We start from the raw sequence: 14,768 nt of genomic DNA, 5'->3' as shown, positions 1-14,768 counted from the left end.
TACATTGGAAGCGGGGTGGCTCTAAGCTTGATGCGATCACACCGCGCATTGGGCCGGTCGATCCGGCAGGCTCAGCCGACCGTCAGTTCGCCGCCGAAATTGATGCCGATGCGGCCGTCGCGGACCCAGCGGACGAAGGCCTGGATCGGGCTGCACGCTTCGAAGCGGATCACGACATTCTCGCCCAGGCGCGGGATCAGATCGCTTTCGATCATTGCCCCGCGCGAGGAGATGTTGACCACCGGCACGACGAAATAGGCGCCGCGGAAGGTGAGGGTCGCGCAATCGACCATGCCTTCGTGGCGATCCTCGCCACGGTGATCGGCGGTGCGCGGTTCGAGCCGCGTCACCATGTCCCCGGACAACTGAAAAGCATGTGTCGCCATAGCGTCCCACCCCAGGCTTGTGGGCGCACTATGACGTCAAAGGCTTACCGAAAGATGAGCGGCGACCCTTCAGTGTCCCGCATGTCCCAGTGCAAGACTCTCGCCATTGGCGGACGCCCCGGCGCCACCTTCCTGCTCCCAGTGATAGGGCTGGCGCCGGCGGTCGCCGGTGACCGTCTCGTTCAAGGTCGCGGCCTCGTAGAGGCGGCCGTTCAGCATGACATGCTCGATCCGTTCGGTGTTGCGGATGTCCTCCAGCGGATTGGCCTCCAGGATGACGAGATCGGCGAGCTTGCCCGGCTCCAGGCTGCCGATATCGGTGAAGCCGTAGATGCGCGCGCCCTCGGCCGTCGCGAAACGCAGCGCCTCCACCGGCGTCGCGCCGCCGCGCACGAAGCTCCAGATCTCCCAATGGGCGGCGAGGCCGGGCTGCTGGCCGTGCCCGCCGATCGCGACCGGCACGCCGGCGCGGGACAGGCGCACCGATTCACGGCCCGAATATTGATCGACGAACTGCTCCGGCGGCGCGGTGGTGGCGCGCACCCGGCCGGCGAGGATGTCGGGCGGCGTGTGGCGGCTGAGCAGGGGATGGTTCCAGACCTGCGTCGCCTGGCTCCAGTAAGGATCGCCGGCCAGGCCGCCATAGGTGACGACGAGCGTGGGATTGTAAGCCACCCGGCTCTGGCGGAAAAGGCTGACCACGTCGTCGTAGAAGCGCTGCTGCGGGATATTGTGCTCGACCGTCGTATTGCCGTCCTGGATGAGCGTGATGTCCATCGAGAAGAGCGAGCCGCCTTCCGGCACGACGATGATATTCTCCGCCCGCGCGGCGGCGGCGACCTGCTGGCGCTGGTTGCGGCGCGGCTGATTGTAGTTCTTGATCGAATGGGCGCCCTCGGCGCGCAGCCGGCGGACGTGGCCGAGCGCGTCCTCATAGCTGTCGATCAGCGCATAGCGGAACGGCGCGCGCGCGCCGTAGACGATCTCGCCGGAGGAGAAGGTGCGCGGGGCGAGGATCAGGCCGGCGCGCTGCATCTCGGCGGCGGCGAAAATTTCGCTCGCCGTGCTGGAGGGATCGTGGACGGTGGTGACGCCCAATGCGAGGTGGGAATGGGCCGACCAGTTCTGCTGCGGAATCAGATCGTCGGCGCCCTGCGCGCCATGGGCATGGCCGTCGATCAGGCCGGGGATGATCGTGCGTCCGGCGAGATCGACCTGGCGCGCCCCGGCGGGGATCGCGACCGCGCCGCGCGGGCCGACGGCGCGGATGCGGTTGCCGTCGATCACGATCACGCCGTCCTCGATCACGCCGCCGTCCACATTCGCCATGGTGACGATGCGCGCGCCGACCAGAGCGGTCACGCCCTCCGGCCGGTCCGCGCTGACCTGCATGGCGAGCGAGGTGCCGGCGCGCGGCGGGCTGTACGCCTCGCCGCCCGGCGCGGGGCGGAGCAAGGCCGAGGTCGCGGCGCTGTAGAGGGTCGGGCCGAGGCTCCAGGCGAGGCTGCGGCCGCCCGCCGTCCAGTGCGGATAGGCGCCGCCGTCGCGGGTGACGCGCGTCACCGGCATCTGGCCGCCGCGCGCCGACAGGTTCAGCATGCCGACGCCAGTGAAGAAGGGCGTCGCAAAGACGTTGTAATTCTCGGTGAAGGCGAGCGTCGCGCCATCGGGCGAGACTTCATAGCCGGTCACCATGTCGCCCTGCGCATGTTCGCGCCGGTTGCCGCCGGCGAGATCGACGCTGACCAGCTTGCGCTTCTGCTGCTCGACCACCTCCAGGAAGACGCGGTCGGCCGTCGCGCCGAAATGCGGGTTGGAGCCGCTGGCAAGGATGCGGACCGCATCGCCGCCCGCCGCCGGCACGCGGTAGATGCCGTTCGCCTCCGCCCAGCGCGACGAGGTGAGGCTGCCCGCCCCGTTCGCCTCGTAGACGATGGTCGCGCCGTCCGGCGAGAAGCGCGGGCGGCGATAATGGCCGGGCTGGCGCGTCACCGTGGCGAGGCCCGAGCCGTCTGCCGCGACAGTACGGATTTCGCCGAGCCGCTGATCGTTCCACGAGACGAAGACGATGCGGCTGCCATCGCGCGACCAGGACGGGAAAAGCTGGAAATCGCCGTCCGGCGCGGTGAGCAGGCGCGGGGCGGCATTGCCCGCCATGTCGCGGATGTAGAGCCGGCCCAATGTCTCGAACACCACGCGGCCGCCGTCCGGCGAGACGGAGGCGAAGCGGGGGATGCGGGTGGAGAAGCTGTCCGGCGCGACCTCGACACGGGGCTGGGGCGGATCGATCACGACGCGGGTGTCGTCGATCCGGAACGGTATCTCCGCCGCGCCGGAGCCGTCCACGTTGACCCGGCGGATCTTGCCGCCGGCCCAGAACAGGATCGTGTTGCTGTCCGGCGTCCAGCCCATGTTCGGATAGACGCCGTGCACCGCCCAGGTTTCCTGCAGGTCCTGATCGAGATCGGCATAGACCTGGCGCTGCGCGCCCGATTGCAGATCGCGCACGAAGAGGCGGCTCTGCCCGCCGACGCGGTGGACGAAGGCGAGCCAGCGCCCGTCCGGCGAAGGCTGCGGCCGGACCGCGCCGCCGGGGCCGCCGGCGATCTGCATCCGCTCGCCCGTCTGCATGTCGTAGCGCTGGATGGCGAAGACCTGCTGGTTCGAATCCTGGGCATATTCGAAGATCGGGCCGGAGGTCGTGTTCAGGCTGAAATAGATGTGGCGCCCGTCCGGCGAGAAGACCGGCTCGCCCAGCTCCTTCTGGTGCTGCGGATTGGGGCGCTCGACCAGGGCGACGCCGCTGCCCGTGCCGCTGGCATGGTAGAGCCAGATCTCGCCGGTGCCCAGCGAGCGCTGCGTGGTGAAATGCTTGCGCGCCGCGATGAAGCGGCCGTCCGGGCTCCAGGTCGGGTTGTTGAGCAGGGTGAAAGTCTCGGTGGTGATGGCGCGGGCGCCCGAGCCGTCGAGGCTCATCACCCAGATATTGTCGCCGCCGCCGCGATCGGAGGTGAAGGCGATCCGGCTCCCGTCCGGCGAGAAGCGCGGCTGCTGATCGTAAGCGAGGCCGGAGGTGATGCGCCGGGGCGTGCCGCCCGCGATCGGCATGGTGTAGATGTCCCCCAAGAGATCGAAGGCGATCGTCCGCCCGTCCGGGCTGACGTCGAGATTCATCCAGGTGCCTTCGTCCACGGCGATCCGCACCTGCCGCGTTGTCTGCCCCGGCGGCGCGTTCACATCCCAGGCCGGCGCCTCGCGCCCCGCCCGGCCCTGCGCCAGCGCGGTGGTGGAGACGAGCACGAGCGAAAGCGCGGCGAGGCTGCGGATCATGTGAGAACCCCCTGGATCGGTGCGACGTGGATGGGGGGACGGTGCACTATTCGGGTGAGACAGGCAAGGCGGGGGCGATGGCGCTTAGCAGGGCATCGAAGCGTTCATTCTCCATCGGTTTCCGCCTTCGGATTCGCCTCAAGTGCTAGCGTGGGGGCGCTTACGCTTGGAGTTATCCAGTTGAAGCCCTCGTTCGAGCGATGAACAAACAGCAGGTTCATGGTGTAGAGGCTGCAACCTTCAAAATCACAATCGGGGAAAAATACTACGTTGTGAAGGGTTCTCCCCCCTTCCTGGTTCAAATCAATCTGAATGAAATTCACATCGTAGAACCAATTGTCTTTCATCGTCGGGAACGGCCGATTGTCGCCGGATCGGATATCGAGTACGGCGTTGCCGGGGCCGATGATCTCACAATTGATGAACTTTTTCCCTTTAACCTCTCTCCGACCGAGCGGCGCTAAATCTCTCAAAAAGAGACGCTTGTCCCGATAGACGGTATCCATGGGATCGAAAGGCGAACTGTCGCCCATCAAGCGTGATTGATGCCTTGCCTCGATCCGCCAGAGCTTGGCTCGCGCGAAGAGCGCCGTGACACCGGCATAGACAAGCAAAGCAATGAGCCCGGCAGAAAGCCAGCCAAACGGGCCGAGCGCTTGCATCCTACTAACCCCGGACGCGAGATACGCGCTCAAGCCGGCCACCACTGCTGGCGGGACTAGAGTCCACAAGCCCGCGATACTGCCCACCCGAGCAAGCCAGCGATCAAGCATTTCTCGCATGTCGCGCAACCTGCCTCGTTCCTTCACCGTTGTGGAGTCGAAACTATGCTGCGGCGCACCATTATCTTACATGCTCCAAGGAATAGATCATAGGCAGGGTGCTCCGGGTTGATGCTGTTGCAATGCACAAAATCGTTGAACGCGGGCGCCGCACAGTCCAGAAAGCGGTGTCATGAACACGATTCTGCTTGAGGCGATTGCGCGCAACCTGTGCGTGGAGGCCGTGTACAACAAGGTGCGGATGATCCTGGCGCCGCACATCCTCTACACGCGGCATGACGAGCTGTTCGTCGATGCCGTCGCGCTGGAGAAGGACAAGCGGGCGCCGCGCGAACTGAAGCTCGGCACGTTCAAGCTGGCGGGGCTGAGCGAGGTGGCGCTGACCGAGCGGGTGTTCGCGCGCGAGGATCTGTTCGATCCGGCGGACGACAAATATGCGGGCGTCACCCTGTTCGCGGTCGAAGCGGCTTGAGGGCCACTCGTCATACCGGCGTAGGCCGGTATCCAGACCAGAGCCGCGTTTTCATATTTGGACTGGACCCCGGCCTTCGCCGGGGTGACGACTTGGCTTCGGCAGCGGCCCTGACCGCCGCCTAATCCCCGAACGCCGCCTGCAATTCCTCCAGCCAAGCCCTGGCATTGCCGTCGCTGGGGGCGCGCCAGTCGCCGCGGGGGCTGAGGGCACCGCCGGCGGAGACCTTGGGCGAATTGGGGATGGCGCTGCGCTTGAACTGCGAGATGGCGAAGAAACGGTGGAGGAAGACCTCCAGCCATTTGCGGATCGTCGGCAGGTCGTAGGTGCGCTTCTGGCTTTCCGGATAGTCGAACGGCCAGAGCTGGGCGTCGCGGTCCTTCCACGCCTCGTGGGCGAGGAAGGCGACCTTGGACGGCGGCAGGCCGTGGCGCAGGATGTGGTAGAGGAAGAAATCGTGCAGCTCATAGGGGCCGATCCGGTCCTCGGTCGACTGCATCTCGCCGTCCGCGCCGGCCGGCACCAGCTCGGGCGAGATGCGGGTGTCGAGCACCGCCTGCAGCACCCGGTTCGCCGCGTCGTCGAAACGGCCGGTCTTGATCACCCAGCGGATCAGATACTGGATCAAAGTCTTGGGGACGCCGGCATTGACGCCGTAATGGCTCATCTGGTCGCCGACGCCGTAGGTGGACCAGCCGAGCGCCGTTTCGGAAAGATCGCCGGTGCCGATGACGAAGCCCTCATGCTGATTGGCGAGGCGGAAGAGATAATCAGTGCGCAGGCCCGCCTGGACATTCTCGAACGTCACGTCGTGCACCGGCTCGCCGTCCGCGAAGGCATGGCCGATATCCTCCAGCATAAGCCGGGCGGCGGGTTTGATGTCGATCTCCCCGCCGGTGACGCCGAGCGCGTTCATCAAGGCCCAGGCATTGGCCTTGGTGGCGTCCGAGGTGGCGAAGCCGGGCAGGGTGTAGCCGAGGATCGCGGTGCGCGGCAGGCCGAGCTGGTCGCACGCCTTGCAGGCGACGATCAGGGCATGGGTGGAATCGAGGCCGCCCGACACGCCGATGACGAGATGTTTGCCCGATGTGGCCTCGAAGCGGCGGGCGAGGCCCTGCACCTGGATGCTGAACGCCTCGTAGCAATCCTGATCGAGCCGCTCGGCGCGGTGCGGGACATAGGGGAAGCGCGCAAGCGTGCGTTCGAGACCGATCTCGGCGAAGGCGGGGGCGTGCGCGAAGGCGATGCGGCGGAAGCGGGTTTCGGGATCGCCGGCGAGGCGGGCGCAATCGTTGAACGTGCCGTTGCGCAGCCGCTCCAGCCTGAGGCGCTGCACGTCCACGTCGGCGATTGCGAGCTCCGCCGCGCGATCGAAGCGGCCGGTTTCGGCGAGCAGCGCGCCCAGCTCGTGGATCGAGCCCTGCCCGTCCCAGGCGAGATCGGTGGTGCTCTCCCCCGGCCCGGAGGCGGAGAAGATGTAGGCGGCGAGCGCGCGGCTGGACTGCGAGGCGCAGAGCAATTTGCGCTCGTCCGCCTTGCCGATCGTGATGTTGGAGGCGGACAGATTGGCGAGGATCAGCGCGCCGGCCAGCGCGCCGTGCGTGGAGGGCGGCAGCGGTGCCCAGAAATCCTCGCAGATCTCGGCATGGAAGACGAAGTCCGGCAGATCTTCGGCGGCGAAGATCAAGTCGGCGCCGAACGGGGCGGTCTTCCCGGCCACGTCGATGTCGAGCCCGGATAGGCCGGAGCCGGAGGCGAACCAGCGTTTCTCGTAATATTCGCGGTAATTGGGGAGGAAGGTCTTGGGGACGACGCCGAGGATGACGCCGCGCGCCAGCACGACCGCGCAATTGTAGAGGCGGCCTGCGCGGCGCAGCGGGGCGCCGACGACGAGGACGGTGGCGAGATCGACGGTTTCCTTCGCCAGCCGCGCGATCCCGGACTCGACCGCATCGAGTAAGGCGTCCTGCAGATGCAGGTCGTCCACCGCATAGGAGGAGATGTTGAGCTCCGGAAAGACGGCGAGATCGACGCCGCGTTTCGCGGCTTCGAGGGCCAGCGCGATCGTCTGATCCACATTGAAGGACACATCGCCGGTCGAGGCCGGCGGACTCGCGGCGGCGACGCGCACGAAGCCGTGGCGGTGGATCGCCCCGAATGGCGGCTTGCCGGTCCTTGCCATCACAGCATCTCCGTCATCATCTCGACGCCCGTCCCGATCGCCGCGATCCGCGCCGCGCCGCGGCCGACCACGCCGAAGCGCTCCTCCCGGTGCATCGTCATACGCCCGGCGCGCGCGCAGGCGAAATGGACCAGCCCCGGTTCCTCGCCTTTGTCCGTGAAGCCGGTAATGGCAAGGGCGATGTTGGCGCGGGAGCGGGCGAGCGCGCCTTCGGCCATGGCGATGGCGACCGCGCGCGACACCGCGCCCTGTGCCTCGATCAGCGCCGGATCGACGCCGAGCAGGTCCGCCTTGGCGGCTTCGCTATAGGTGACGAAGCCGCGATCGAAGACATGGGCGACGCCCGGCACGTCGGTCAGTAGCGAGGCGAGCAGGCCGCCGGTGCAGCTTTCCGCCGTGGCGAGGGCGAGGCCGCGCTCGCTCGCCTTGGCGAGCAAGCGGCGCAATGCGGCCTCCAACTCCTCGGGCAGGACCGGTGAAAGGGTTTCGGCGGCTTGCTCCATCTCGTCCTCAAAAAGCGCACCGGGCACCTTGACAGGCGGAACCGGCCGCCAGCCCCGGTTGTTCCAGACGCGCAATCAGAACGGAAAGCACGATCATGGCAAGCACCAAGACACGGCGCCCCGGCCCGCGCGCCGACACCAACGGGACGGAGGATCAGCCGCTGATGACATGGACCCGCAACCGCACGGTCATCGCCGCCGCCGGCGCCGCAGTGGCCGCCGCCGGGGCGGCCCTGTTCGCCTATGGCCGGCGCGCGCGCGACGGCGAGCGCCCGGCCGCCGCCCACAAGCGCGGCAAGACCGCGCCAGGCCCCGGCGCGGCGCGTTCGGCCGGGCCGGAAGCGATGCGCGACCCGCCGGAAGAGTGGGAACGGACCGACCAGGCCTCCGACGAGAGCTTCCCGGCGAGCGATCCGCCGCCGGTCAACTCGCGCGTGGATTAAGCGTCAGAGTTCGACGCCGCTGGCGATTTCCTCGAGCTTCTTGAGCCGCTCGCGCACGGCGGCCAGCTCGATACGCAGGCCGGCATCGCTTTCGGAGACGGCGGCGTCGGGGCGGGCGCCCAGCTCGTGCCGCCTGAGCTCCAGCCAGCCCCGCCAGGCGTGGGTCGCGGCGAGACAGAGCATGGCGGTGATCGCCAACGCGGTCGCGGCGAGAATGAGAGTCGTGCTCATGACAGGGCTTTCCATTTGACCGGCGAAGCGCCGGGGCGAGCGGGGCTTTCGGCGGACGGGCCGCGCGGTTCGACGAAGGTCATGACGGGCCTCATTCGTATCTGAGCGCAACGATCGGATTGGCACGGGCGACCTTGAACGCGTGGCCGGCGATCGTGCCGATCGCGATGGCGAGCGCCGCGAGGCCCGCCAGCAGGAACGGCCAGGGATCGGCCCAGCCGAACTCGATGCGCGTGTCGAACGTGTTCAGCCATTCGCGCATCGCCCACCAGGAGACCGGCCAGGCGATCAGATTGGCGACGATCACCGGCTTGGAGAATTGCCAGGCGAGCAGCCGGACGATGTCGCGGGTGCGCGCGCCCATCACCTTGCGGATGCCGATCTCCTTCGTGCGGCGCTCGGCGGTGAACGCGGCCAGACCGAACAAGCCGAGGCAGGCGACGATCACCGCGAGGATCGCGAACGCCGCGAAGACCTGCGCGCGGGCCTGCTCCGCCTCATAGAGCTCGGCGACGCGGTCTTCGCTGAACTCCCCATCGAACGGCACGTCCGGTGCGATCCGGCGCCATGTCTGCTCGATGCGGCTTCGCGTGCCTTGCGGATCGGTGCCGTCGTGACGGACGAGCAGCACATTGGCGACATTGCGGTTCCAGGTGAACATGAGGGGTTCCAGCGGCGTGCGGATCGAGCGGAAGCGCGTGTCGCGCACCACGCCGACGATCCGCGCCGGCACGACGCCGCCATTCTCCGGTTCGACCAGCGCGACCCCGACCGTCTTGCCGACCGCTTCCTCCGGGCTGCGAAAGCCCAGGCGCAGCGCGGCCAGCTCGTTGATCACGATATTGGCGCCCCGCGCGACGAGCGCGCGTTCCTGCTCGGGACTTGAATTGATCGGCAGATCGATATCGTCGGCCGGACGGCGTTCGTCGAAGAGGCGGCCGGCGAGGCGCTCGATCCCCATCGTCTCGAAGAAAGCGGGATCGACGCCATAGATGCCGATCGAGACGGGCTCGGTCTGGCCGGGCACCTGCACGCCGGCGTTGCTGGAACTGCCCGTCGCCACGCCGATGCCGGAGCGACCGACCGCGGCGACGCCCGGCACGCGCGCGATTTCCCGCGCGACGGCGTCCGAGCGATCGAGCAATTGCCGGCGGCCCAGATTCTGGATCTGGATCAGCCCGTCCCGCTGGAAGCCGGGATCGACCGTGCGCGCATGGACCGTCTGCGCATAGACCACGACGGTGCAGATGATGAGCCCGATCGACACCGCGAACTGGCCGATCACCAGCGCATTGCGCAACCGGCCGGAGCCGGCGGCTTCGGCCGACGACTTGTTGGCCTTCAGCACCTGGGCCGGCTGAAAGCGCGACAGATAGATCGCGGGATAGAGGCCGCCGGCGGCCCCGACCAGGACCGTCAGCAGCAGGATCGGCGGCAACATGCCCTCGGCGCCGAAATAGGTCATGCCGAGATCGGCATCGAGGAAGTTGGACAGCGCCGGCAGCAGCAGCTCGACCATCGCCAGCGCGACAAGCATCGAGATGCCCGCGATCAGGATCGATTCCGCCAGGAACTGGGTCATGAGCTGCGCGCGGTTGGCGCCGAGCACCTTGCGCAGCGCCACCTCGCGGGCGCGCTGGCTGGCGCGCGCGGTGGCGAGGTTGGTGAAATTGACGCAAGCCATGCCGAGGATGAGGAAGGCGATGACGGTAAAGGTGACGATCGTCCGCCGGTCGTTGACCGGCGTCATCGTCGCGGCATCGGCGTCGCCGAGATGCACGTCGCGGACATTGACGATCCGCCAGTCCTGATTGTCGCCCTGATTGAACACCTGCTCGCCGAACCGCTGATCGGGAATGTTGCGGCGTTCCCAGGCCGGAAGCTGGGCGCGAATGGCATCGACATCGGTGCCCGGCCGCAGGCTGAAATAGAACCAGCCCGATTGCCAGCCCCAATTGTCCAGGATCTGCGGCGTATCGGTGAAATAGCTCGCCGGATCGATGCGCATCACCATGGTGAAGCGCACATGGCTGTTGCGCGGGACATCGCGCGCGATGCCGGTGACGCGATAATCGACGGTCTGGCCCCGCGTCGACATGGTGACCGTCTTGCCCATCGCAGCCTCGTCGCCGAAGATGCGCCGCGCCTCGCTCTCGGTCAGGACGACCGAATTGACCTGGGACAGCGCGGTGGCGGGATCGCCCTGCGCGAACGGGAAGCGAAGCACATCGAAGAACAGGCCGTCGGACAGCAATACGCTCTCGGTCGACAGCGCTTCACCGCCGCGCAGGACGACCGGCGCGCTGTTCCAGGCATAGACGGAGCGATCCATTTGCGGGAAGTCGCTGCGGAAACGCTCTCCCGCGATCAGGGAGGTCATCTGGAGCCGGTTTTCCTCGCCGGTCTGCGGGTTCTGGAAGTGACTTTGGAACTGGTAGGTGTTCTCCGCATTGGGCAGGAACTGATCGTAGCTCGTCTCGTAGCGGACATAGAGGAGCAGCATCAGGCAGGCGGCGAGGCCGACGCCGAGACCGAAGATATTGATGAAGGCATAGGTCCGGTTCTTGACCAGCGCCCGGACCCCGACGGTCAGATAATTGCGCCACATGATCTCTCTCCTCCCCGCCGCCGATCAGGCCGCGCGCCGGTGTTCGAGCAGGATGCGCCCGTCGAGCATGTTGACGATGCGCCCGGCATAATCGGCGTGGGACGGCGAGTGCGTGACCATGACGATGGTCGAACCCTCGGCGTTCAGCGCCTGCAGCATCTTCATCACCTCGTCGCCATGGGCGGTGTCGAGATTGCCGGTGGGCTCGTCGGCGAGGATCAGTTTGGGCGCCGCGACCAGGGCCCGGGCGACGGCGACGCGCTGCTGCTGCCCGCCGGACAGCTGCGACGGCCGGTGACGGGCGCGGTGGGCGATGCCCACCTTGTCCATCACCTCGTCGACCCGGGCGCGCCGCTCTGCCGCGGGGACATTGTGGTAGAGCAGCGCGAGCTCGATATTCTCGCGAACGGAAAGCTCGTCGACGAGATTGAACGACTGGAAGATGAAGCCGATATTCCGCTTGCGGAAATCAGCGAGCTTGGATTCCGACAGGCCCGCCACCTCGGTGCCGTCGAAGACGTAGGAGCCCGAGCTGGGCGAATCGAGCATGCCGATCACGTTGAGCAGGGTGGACTTGCCGCAGCCGGACGGGCCCATGATCGCGACGAACTCGCCGTCCGCCACGTCGAGGAAGATGCCGTCGAGCGCGGTCGTCTCGACCGTGTCGGTGCGGTAGACCCGCGACAGTTCACGCATGCTCAGCATCGGCTTCTCCTTCATTGTCCGCTCAAGGTCAGCCGATCGCGTTCGGCGAACCCGGTATAAGGCGAGGTGATGACGCGCTCGCCGGCATCGAGCCCGTCGAGCACTTCGATCTGTTCGGTGTTGCGGCGGCCGAGGCGGACCTGGCGCCGGACCGCGCTGCGGCCGTCGGGCGCCACCACGAACACCCAGTTGCCGCCGGTCTCGTTGTAGAAGGCGCCGTTCGGGATCAGCCGCGCCGGCGAGGGATCGCCAAGCGTCAGGCGGACCTGGACGGTCTGGCCGCGCTGCAGATTGGCGGGTTCGTCGCCGACGAATTGCAGGTCGATCTCGAACGTGCCGTTGCGCACCTGCGGATAGATTTTGCTGACCCGCATCCGGACCTGCCGGCCACCGGCCTCGGCATTGGCGGTCTGCCCCTCGGCGACGCGGCCGAGATAGAATTCGTCGACCTGGGCGCGCAGCTTGTTGCGCCCGGCGCTGTCGATCTGGCCGAGCCGCTCGCCCCGGTTCAGCGACTGGCCGATCTGGATCGAGAAGGCGGTGAGCTGGCCGGCGACGGGCGCGCGCAGGTTCAGCGAATCGAGGCTGGCGCGGGCGATCTCCAGGCTGGCATTGAGGCCGGAGGCGGAGGCGCGCAGCTGGGCGAGCTGGCTGGATTGCAGCCGCTCGTCCTCGGCCCGCTGGCGGCGCAGCACCTCGGCGCGGCGGCGATTGGCCTCATAGGTGTCGCGGCTGTCGGCGATCACCCGGCCGGCGACGAAGCCGCGCTCGGCGAGCGGGCGCTGCACCTCATATTGACGCTGCGCCGTCTGGGCGGCGAGATCGGCCTCGATCAAAGCGCGCTCGTTGGCGAGCCGGGTCTGGTTCAGTGCCAGTTCCTGGCTGCGCATCGAATTGATCTGCTGCGTCACCTCGGTCTGGCGGGCGAGCACGTTGAGCTGGAGATTGGGATTGGAAAGCACGGCGAGGAGCTGCCCCTCCTGCACGGCCACGCCGTCCTCGACCAGCACCTGTTCGACCCGGCCGCCCTCGACCGCGTCGAGATAGACGGTGACGAGCGGCTCGACGCGCGCGCGAAGCGGCAGGAAATCGTCGTAGCGGCCCTGCGCGACGGTGGAGATGGTGACGCGCGCGGCATCGACCGTCTGGCTGTTGGCGCTGGGCATGAAAGCGTAGAAGAGACCGGCGAGCAGCAGCAAGACGGCGATGCCGATCGCGGCCTTGATCCGGAACGGCAGCACGCGCGACTCGACGACCTTGTCCATGCCGCCGCCGCTTTGCGGCTTATGCTCGTCCCTGGCCATCCGCACCACGCTCATTCACCCCGTCCCTGCCACTGCAGCATGCGGCGGCGGCGTTTGTCCGATTCCGGACAGAAGTGTCCGCCGCCGCACACTTTCCCACAGCTCACGCGAACGGAAGCGCGACGAGGGTGAGGAATGAGGTCAGCGCCATGCCGACCGTGAAAGCGAAGGTTTCGATCCGTGCCATCTTCTTGCTCCTTGCAGATGCGATCCCTGCGCCGCTTCAGCAGCATGAGCCGTGCCAGGCGCCGGGAATGGCGGATTTCCGGGATTTTCCATTCATAAGGGGTGTCCGGGACGTGGCAGCGCCTGTGCGCTTCCGGACAGGAATGTCCACGCCCGGACGCCGCAAGCGCGATGCTGGCACGAAGCTTGTTTGTCCGGTATCGCGCAACGCGGGAGGAAAGACGTGAGCCAGGCCAAGCGCTTCGGGCGCTGCATCGTCATCGACGACGACGAGGATATTCTGATGTCGGCGCGGCTGCTGCTGCGCGACATGTTCCGCGAGGTGCTGACCTATCAGGCACCGGAATCGGCGATGCAGGCGATGGACCAGGAGCCGGCCGACGTCGTCCTGCTCGACGCCAATTTCGGGCGCGGCGCGACCAACGCCGCCGAGGGCTTCCACTGGCTGTCCGAGATTTTGAAGCGCGATCCGGAGGCGGTGGTGCTGATGATCACCGCCCATGCCGGCATCTCCGTCGCGGTCGAGGCGATAAAGCGGGGCGCCACCGATTTCGTGTCCAAGCCCTGGTCGAACGAGCGGCTGCTGGCGACGGTCCGCACCGCCGCCGCGTTGCGCGCGTCGCGCGTCCAGGTGGAGACCGAGCGCAAGCGCAGCGCCGCGATCGCGGCGCCGGCGGCGGGCGGCGAAACGCCTTTGCTGGGGCGATCCCCCGCCATGGCGCGGGTCCATTCGCTGATCCAGCGCGCCGCGCCGACCGAGGCCAATGTGCTGATCCTGGGCGAGAACGGCACCGGCAAGGAGCTGGTGGCGCGCGCACTCCACGCCCAGTCGCGCCGGGCCGGCAATGTGCTCGTCTCGGTCGATCTCGGCGCGGTCGCCGAGACCCTGTTCGAAAGCGAGCTGTTCGGTCATGTGAAGGGCGCCTTCACCGACGCCCAGGGCGACCGGATCGGGCGGATGCAGGCGGCCGACGGCGGCACGCTCTTCCTGGACGAAATCGGCAACCTGCCGCTCCATCTCCAGCCCAAGCTGCTGACCGCGCTGGAACAGCGGCAGATCGTGCCGGTCGGCGGCAACAAGCCGGTGCCGATCGACATCCGCGTGATCGCGGCGACCAACTGCCCGCCCGAGCAGCTCGCCGACGAAAGCCGTTTCCGCCAGGATCTGCTGTTCCGGCTCAACACGGTCGAGATCGAGCTGCCGCCGTTGCGCGAGCGGCGTGAGGACATCGCCATGCTCGTCGCGCATTTCGTCGGCCTCTACGCGAAAAAATACGGCAAGCCGGCCCGCGACATTCCGCCGCATGTCGCCGATGCGCTCGCCGATTACGACTGGCCGGGCAATGTCCGCGCGCTGCGCCACGCCGCCGAACGGGCGGTGATCCTCGCCGAGGGCGACAGCTTTTCGACCGACGACTTCTCGCTGTCGCGCGCGGGCGCGACGGCGCGTGCCGCGCCGCCCGCGCCGGCGCCAGCGATCGCCGCCGCGCGCGACGACCTCAATCTGGAGCGCAACGAGAAGGCGATGGTCGAGCAGGCGCTGAAGAAGCACAGCTACAACATCTCGCTCGCCGCCGCCGAACTGGGCCTGACCCGCGCCTCGCTCTACCGCCGGATGGAGAAGCACGGTCTCTAG

General features: G+C 67.5%; 12 protein-coding genes. 3 read left to right on the top strand and 9 right to left on the bottom strand.

What is annotated here, in order from left to right; all coding sequences use genetic code 11:
* Positions 1–71: 71 nt before the first annotated feature.
* The 3 genes from KF780_04370 to KF780_04360 all read right to left on the bottom strand — a co-directional run bounded on the left by KF780_04370 (position 72) and on the right by KF780_04360 (position 4,507).
* Complete coding sequence (locus KF780_04370; GenBank protein MBX3561031.1) at positions 72–353, bottom strand: PilZ domain-containing protein; 282 nt, start codon at positions 351–353, stop codon at positions 72–74.
* 102 nt (positions 354–455) lie between these two features.
* Entirely contained in the window at positions 456–3,716 is a 3,261-nt protein-coding gene (locus KF780_04365; GenBank protein MBX3561030.1) for a PD40 domain-containing protein, read from the bottom strand.
* A 104-nt stretch (positions 3,717–3,820) separates the two neighbouring features.
* Positions 3,821–4,507, bottom strand: a complete 687-nt coding sequence (locus tag KF780_04360) for a hypothetical protein (GenBank protein MBX3561029.1) — start codon at positions 4,505–4,507, stop codon at positions 3,821–3,823.
* A gap of 163 nt (positions 4,508–4,670) precedes the next feature.
* Between KF780_04360 and KF780_04355 the strand changes: the two genes are divergently transcribed.
* Complete coding sequence (locus tag KF780_04355) at positions 4,671–4,970, top strand: hypothetical protein (GenBank protein MBX3561028.1); 300 nt, start codon at positions 4,671–4,673, stop codon at positions 4,968–4,970.
* Positions 4,971–5,091: 121 nt separating this feature from the next.
* Here the strand turns inward: KF780_04355 and KF780_04350 are convergent, their stop codons facing one another.
* Together KF780_04350 and KF780_04345 are read right to left on the bottom strand one after the other, a co-directional pair.
* A complete protein-coding gene (locus KF780_04350; protein ID MBX3561027.1) occupies positions 5,092–7,152 on the bottom strand; it encodes an NAD(+) synthase in 2,061 nt (686 codons plus the stop codon).
* On the bottom strand, positions 7,152–7,655 hold the full coding sequence (locus KF780_04345; protein MBX3561026.1) for a CinA family protein: 504 nt from the start codon (positions 7,653–7,655) through the stop codon (positions 7,152–7,154). Before KF780_04345 ends, KF780_04350 begins: the two co-directional genes overlap by 1 nt.
* 164 nt (positions 7,656–7,819) lie before the next feature.
* On the opposite strand from KF780_04345, the gene KF780_04340 reads away from it, so the two are divergent.
* Positions 7,820–8,098: a hypothetical protein gene (locus KF780_04340; protein ID MBX3561025.1), complete on the top strand. Its 279-nt coding sequence runs from the start codon at positions 7,820–7,822 to the stop codon at positions 8,096–8,098.
* A gap of 3 nt (positions 8,099–8,101) precedes the next feature.
* Here KF780_04340 and KF780_04335 read toward each other — a convergent pair whose 3' ends face one another.
* The 4 genes from KF780_04335 to KF780_04320 form a co-directional block, all read right to left on the bottom strand.
* Entirely contained in the window at positions 8,102–8,329 is a 228-nt protein-coding gene (locus KF780_04335; GenBank protein ID MBX3561024.1) for a hypothetical protein, read from the bottom strand.
* A 91-nt stretch (positions 8,330–8,420) separates the two neighbouring features.
* Positions 8,421–10,937, bottom strand: a complete 2,517-nt coding sequence (locus tag KF780_04330) for an ABC transporter permease (protein MBX3561023.1) — start codon at positions 10,935–10,937, stop codon at positions 8,421–8,423.
* A gap of 24 nt (positions 10,938–10,961) precedes the next feature.
* Positions 10,962–11,642: an ABC transporter ATP-binding protein gene (locus tag KF780_04325; protein MBX3561022.1), complete on the bottom strand. Its 681-nt coding sequence runs from the start codon at positions 11,640–11,642 to the stop codon at positions 10,962–10,964.
* An 11-nt stretch (positions 11,643–11,653) separates the two neighbouring features.
* Positions 11,654–12,907: an efflux RND transporter periplasmic adaptor subunit gene (locus KF780_04320; protein ID MBX3561021.1), complete on the bottom strand. Its 1,254-nt coding sequence runs from the start codon at positions 12,905–12,907 to the stop codon at positions 11,654–11,656.
* A 448-nt stretch (positions 12,908–13,355) separates the two neighbouring features.
* Here KF780_04320 and KF780_04315 point away from each other — a divergent pair, with 448 nt between their 5' ends.
* Positions 13,356–14,768 (top strand): sigma-54-dependent Fis family transcriptional regulator, encoded by a 1,413-nt coding sequence (locus tag KF780_04315; GenBank protein MBX3561020.1) that lies wholly within the window; start codon positions 13,356–13,358, stop codon positions 14,766–14,768.

This window comes from Sphingomonas sp. (assembly GCA_019635535.1).
Taxonomy (GTDB): domain Bacteria; phylum Pseudomonadota; class Alphaproteobacteria; order Sphingomonadales; family Sphingomonadaceae; genus Allosphingosinicella.
Note: the sequence above shows the minus strand (reverse complement) of the source record. Positions and strands in the feature narration are given on the sequence as shown.

Bases quoted from the DNA above. Each gene is read 5' to 3' on its own strand.
- KF780_04330 (MBX3561023.1), bottom strand. From the start codon at position 10,937: ATGTGGCGCAATTATCTGACCGTCGGGGTCCGGGCGCTGGTCAAGAAC.
- KF780_04335 (MBX3561024.1), bottom strand. From the start codon at position 8,329: ATGAGCACGACTCTCATTCTCGCCGCGACCGCGTTGGCGATCACCGCC.
- KF780_04370 (MBX3561031.1), bottom strand. From the start codon at position 353: ATGGTGACGCGGCTCGAACCGCGCACCGCCGATCACCGTGGCGAGGAT.
- KF780_04345 (MBX3561026.1), bottom strand. From the start codon at position 7,655: ATGGAGCAAGCCGCCGAAACCCTTTCACCGGTCCTGCCCGAGGAGTTG.
- KF780_04355 (MBX3561028.1), top strand. From the start codon at position 4,671: ATGAACACGATTCTGCTTGAGGCGATTGCGCGCAACCTGTGCGTGGAG.
- KF780_04325 (MBX3561022.1), bottom strand. From the start codon at position 11,642: ATGCTGAGCATGCGTGAACTGTCGCGGGTCTACCGCACCGACACGGTC.
- KF780_04350 (MBX3561027.1), bottom strand. From the start codon at position 7,152: ATGGCAAGGACCGGCAAGCCGCCATTCGGGGCGATCCACCGCCACGGC.
- KF780_04320 (MBX3561021.1), bottom strand. From the start codon at position 12,907: ATGGACAAGGTCGTCGAGTCGCGCGTGCTGCCGTTCCGGATCAAGGCC.
- KF780_04340 (MBX3561025.1), top strand. From the start codon at position 7,820: ATGACATGGACCCGCAACCGCACGGTCATCGCCGCCGCCGGCGCCGCA.
- KF780_04365 (MBX3561030.1), bottom strand. From the start codon at position 3,716: ATGATCCGCAGCCTCGCCGCGCTTTCGCTCGTGCTCGTCTCCACCACC.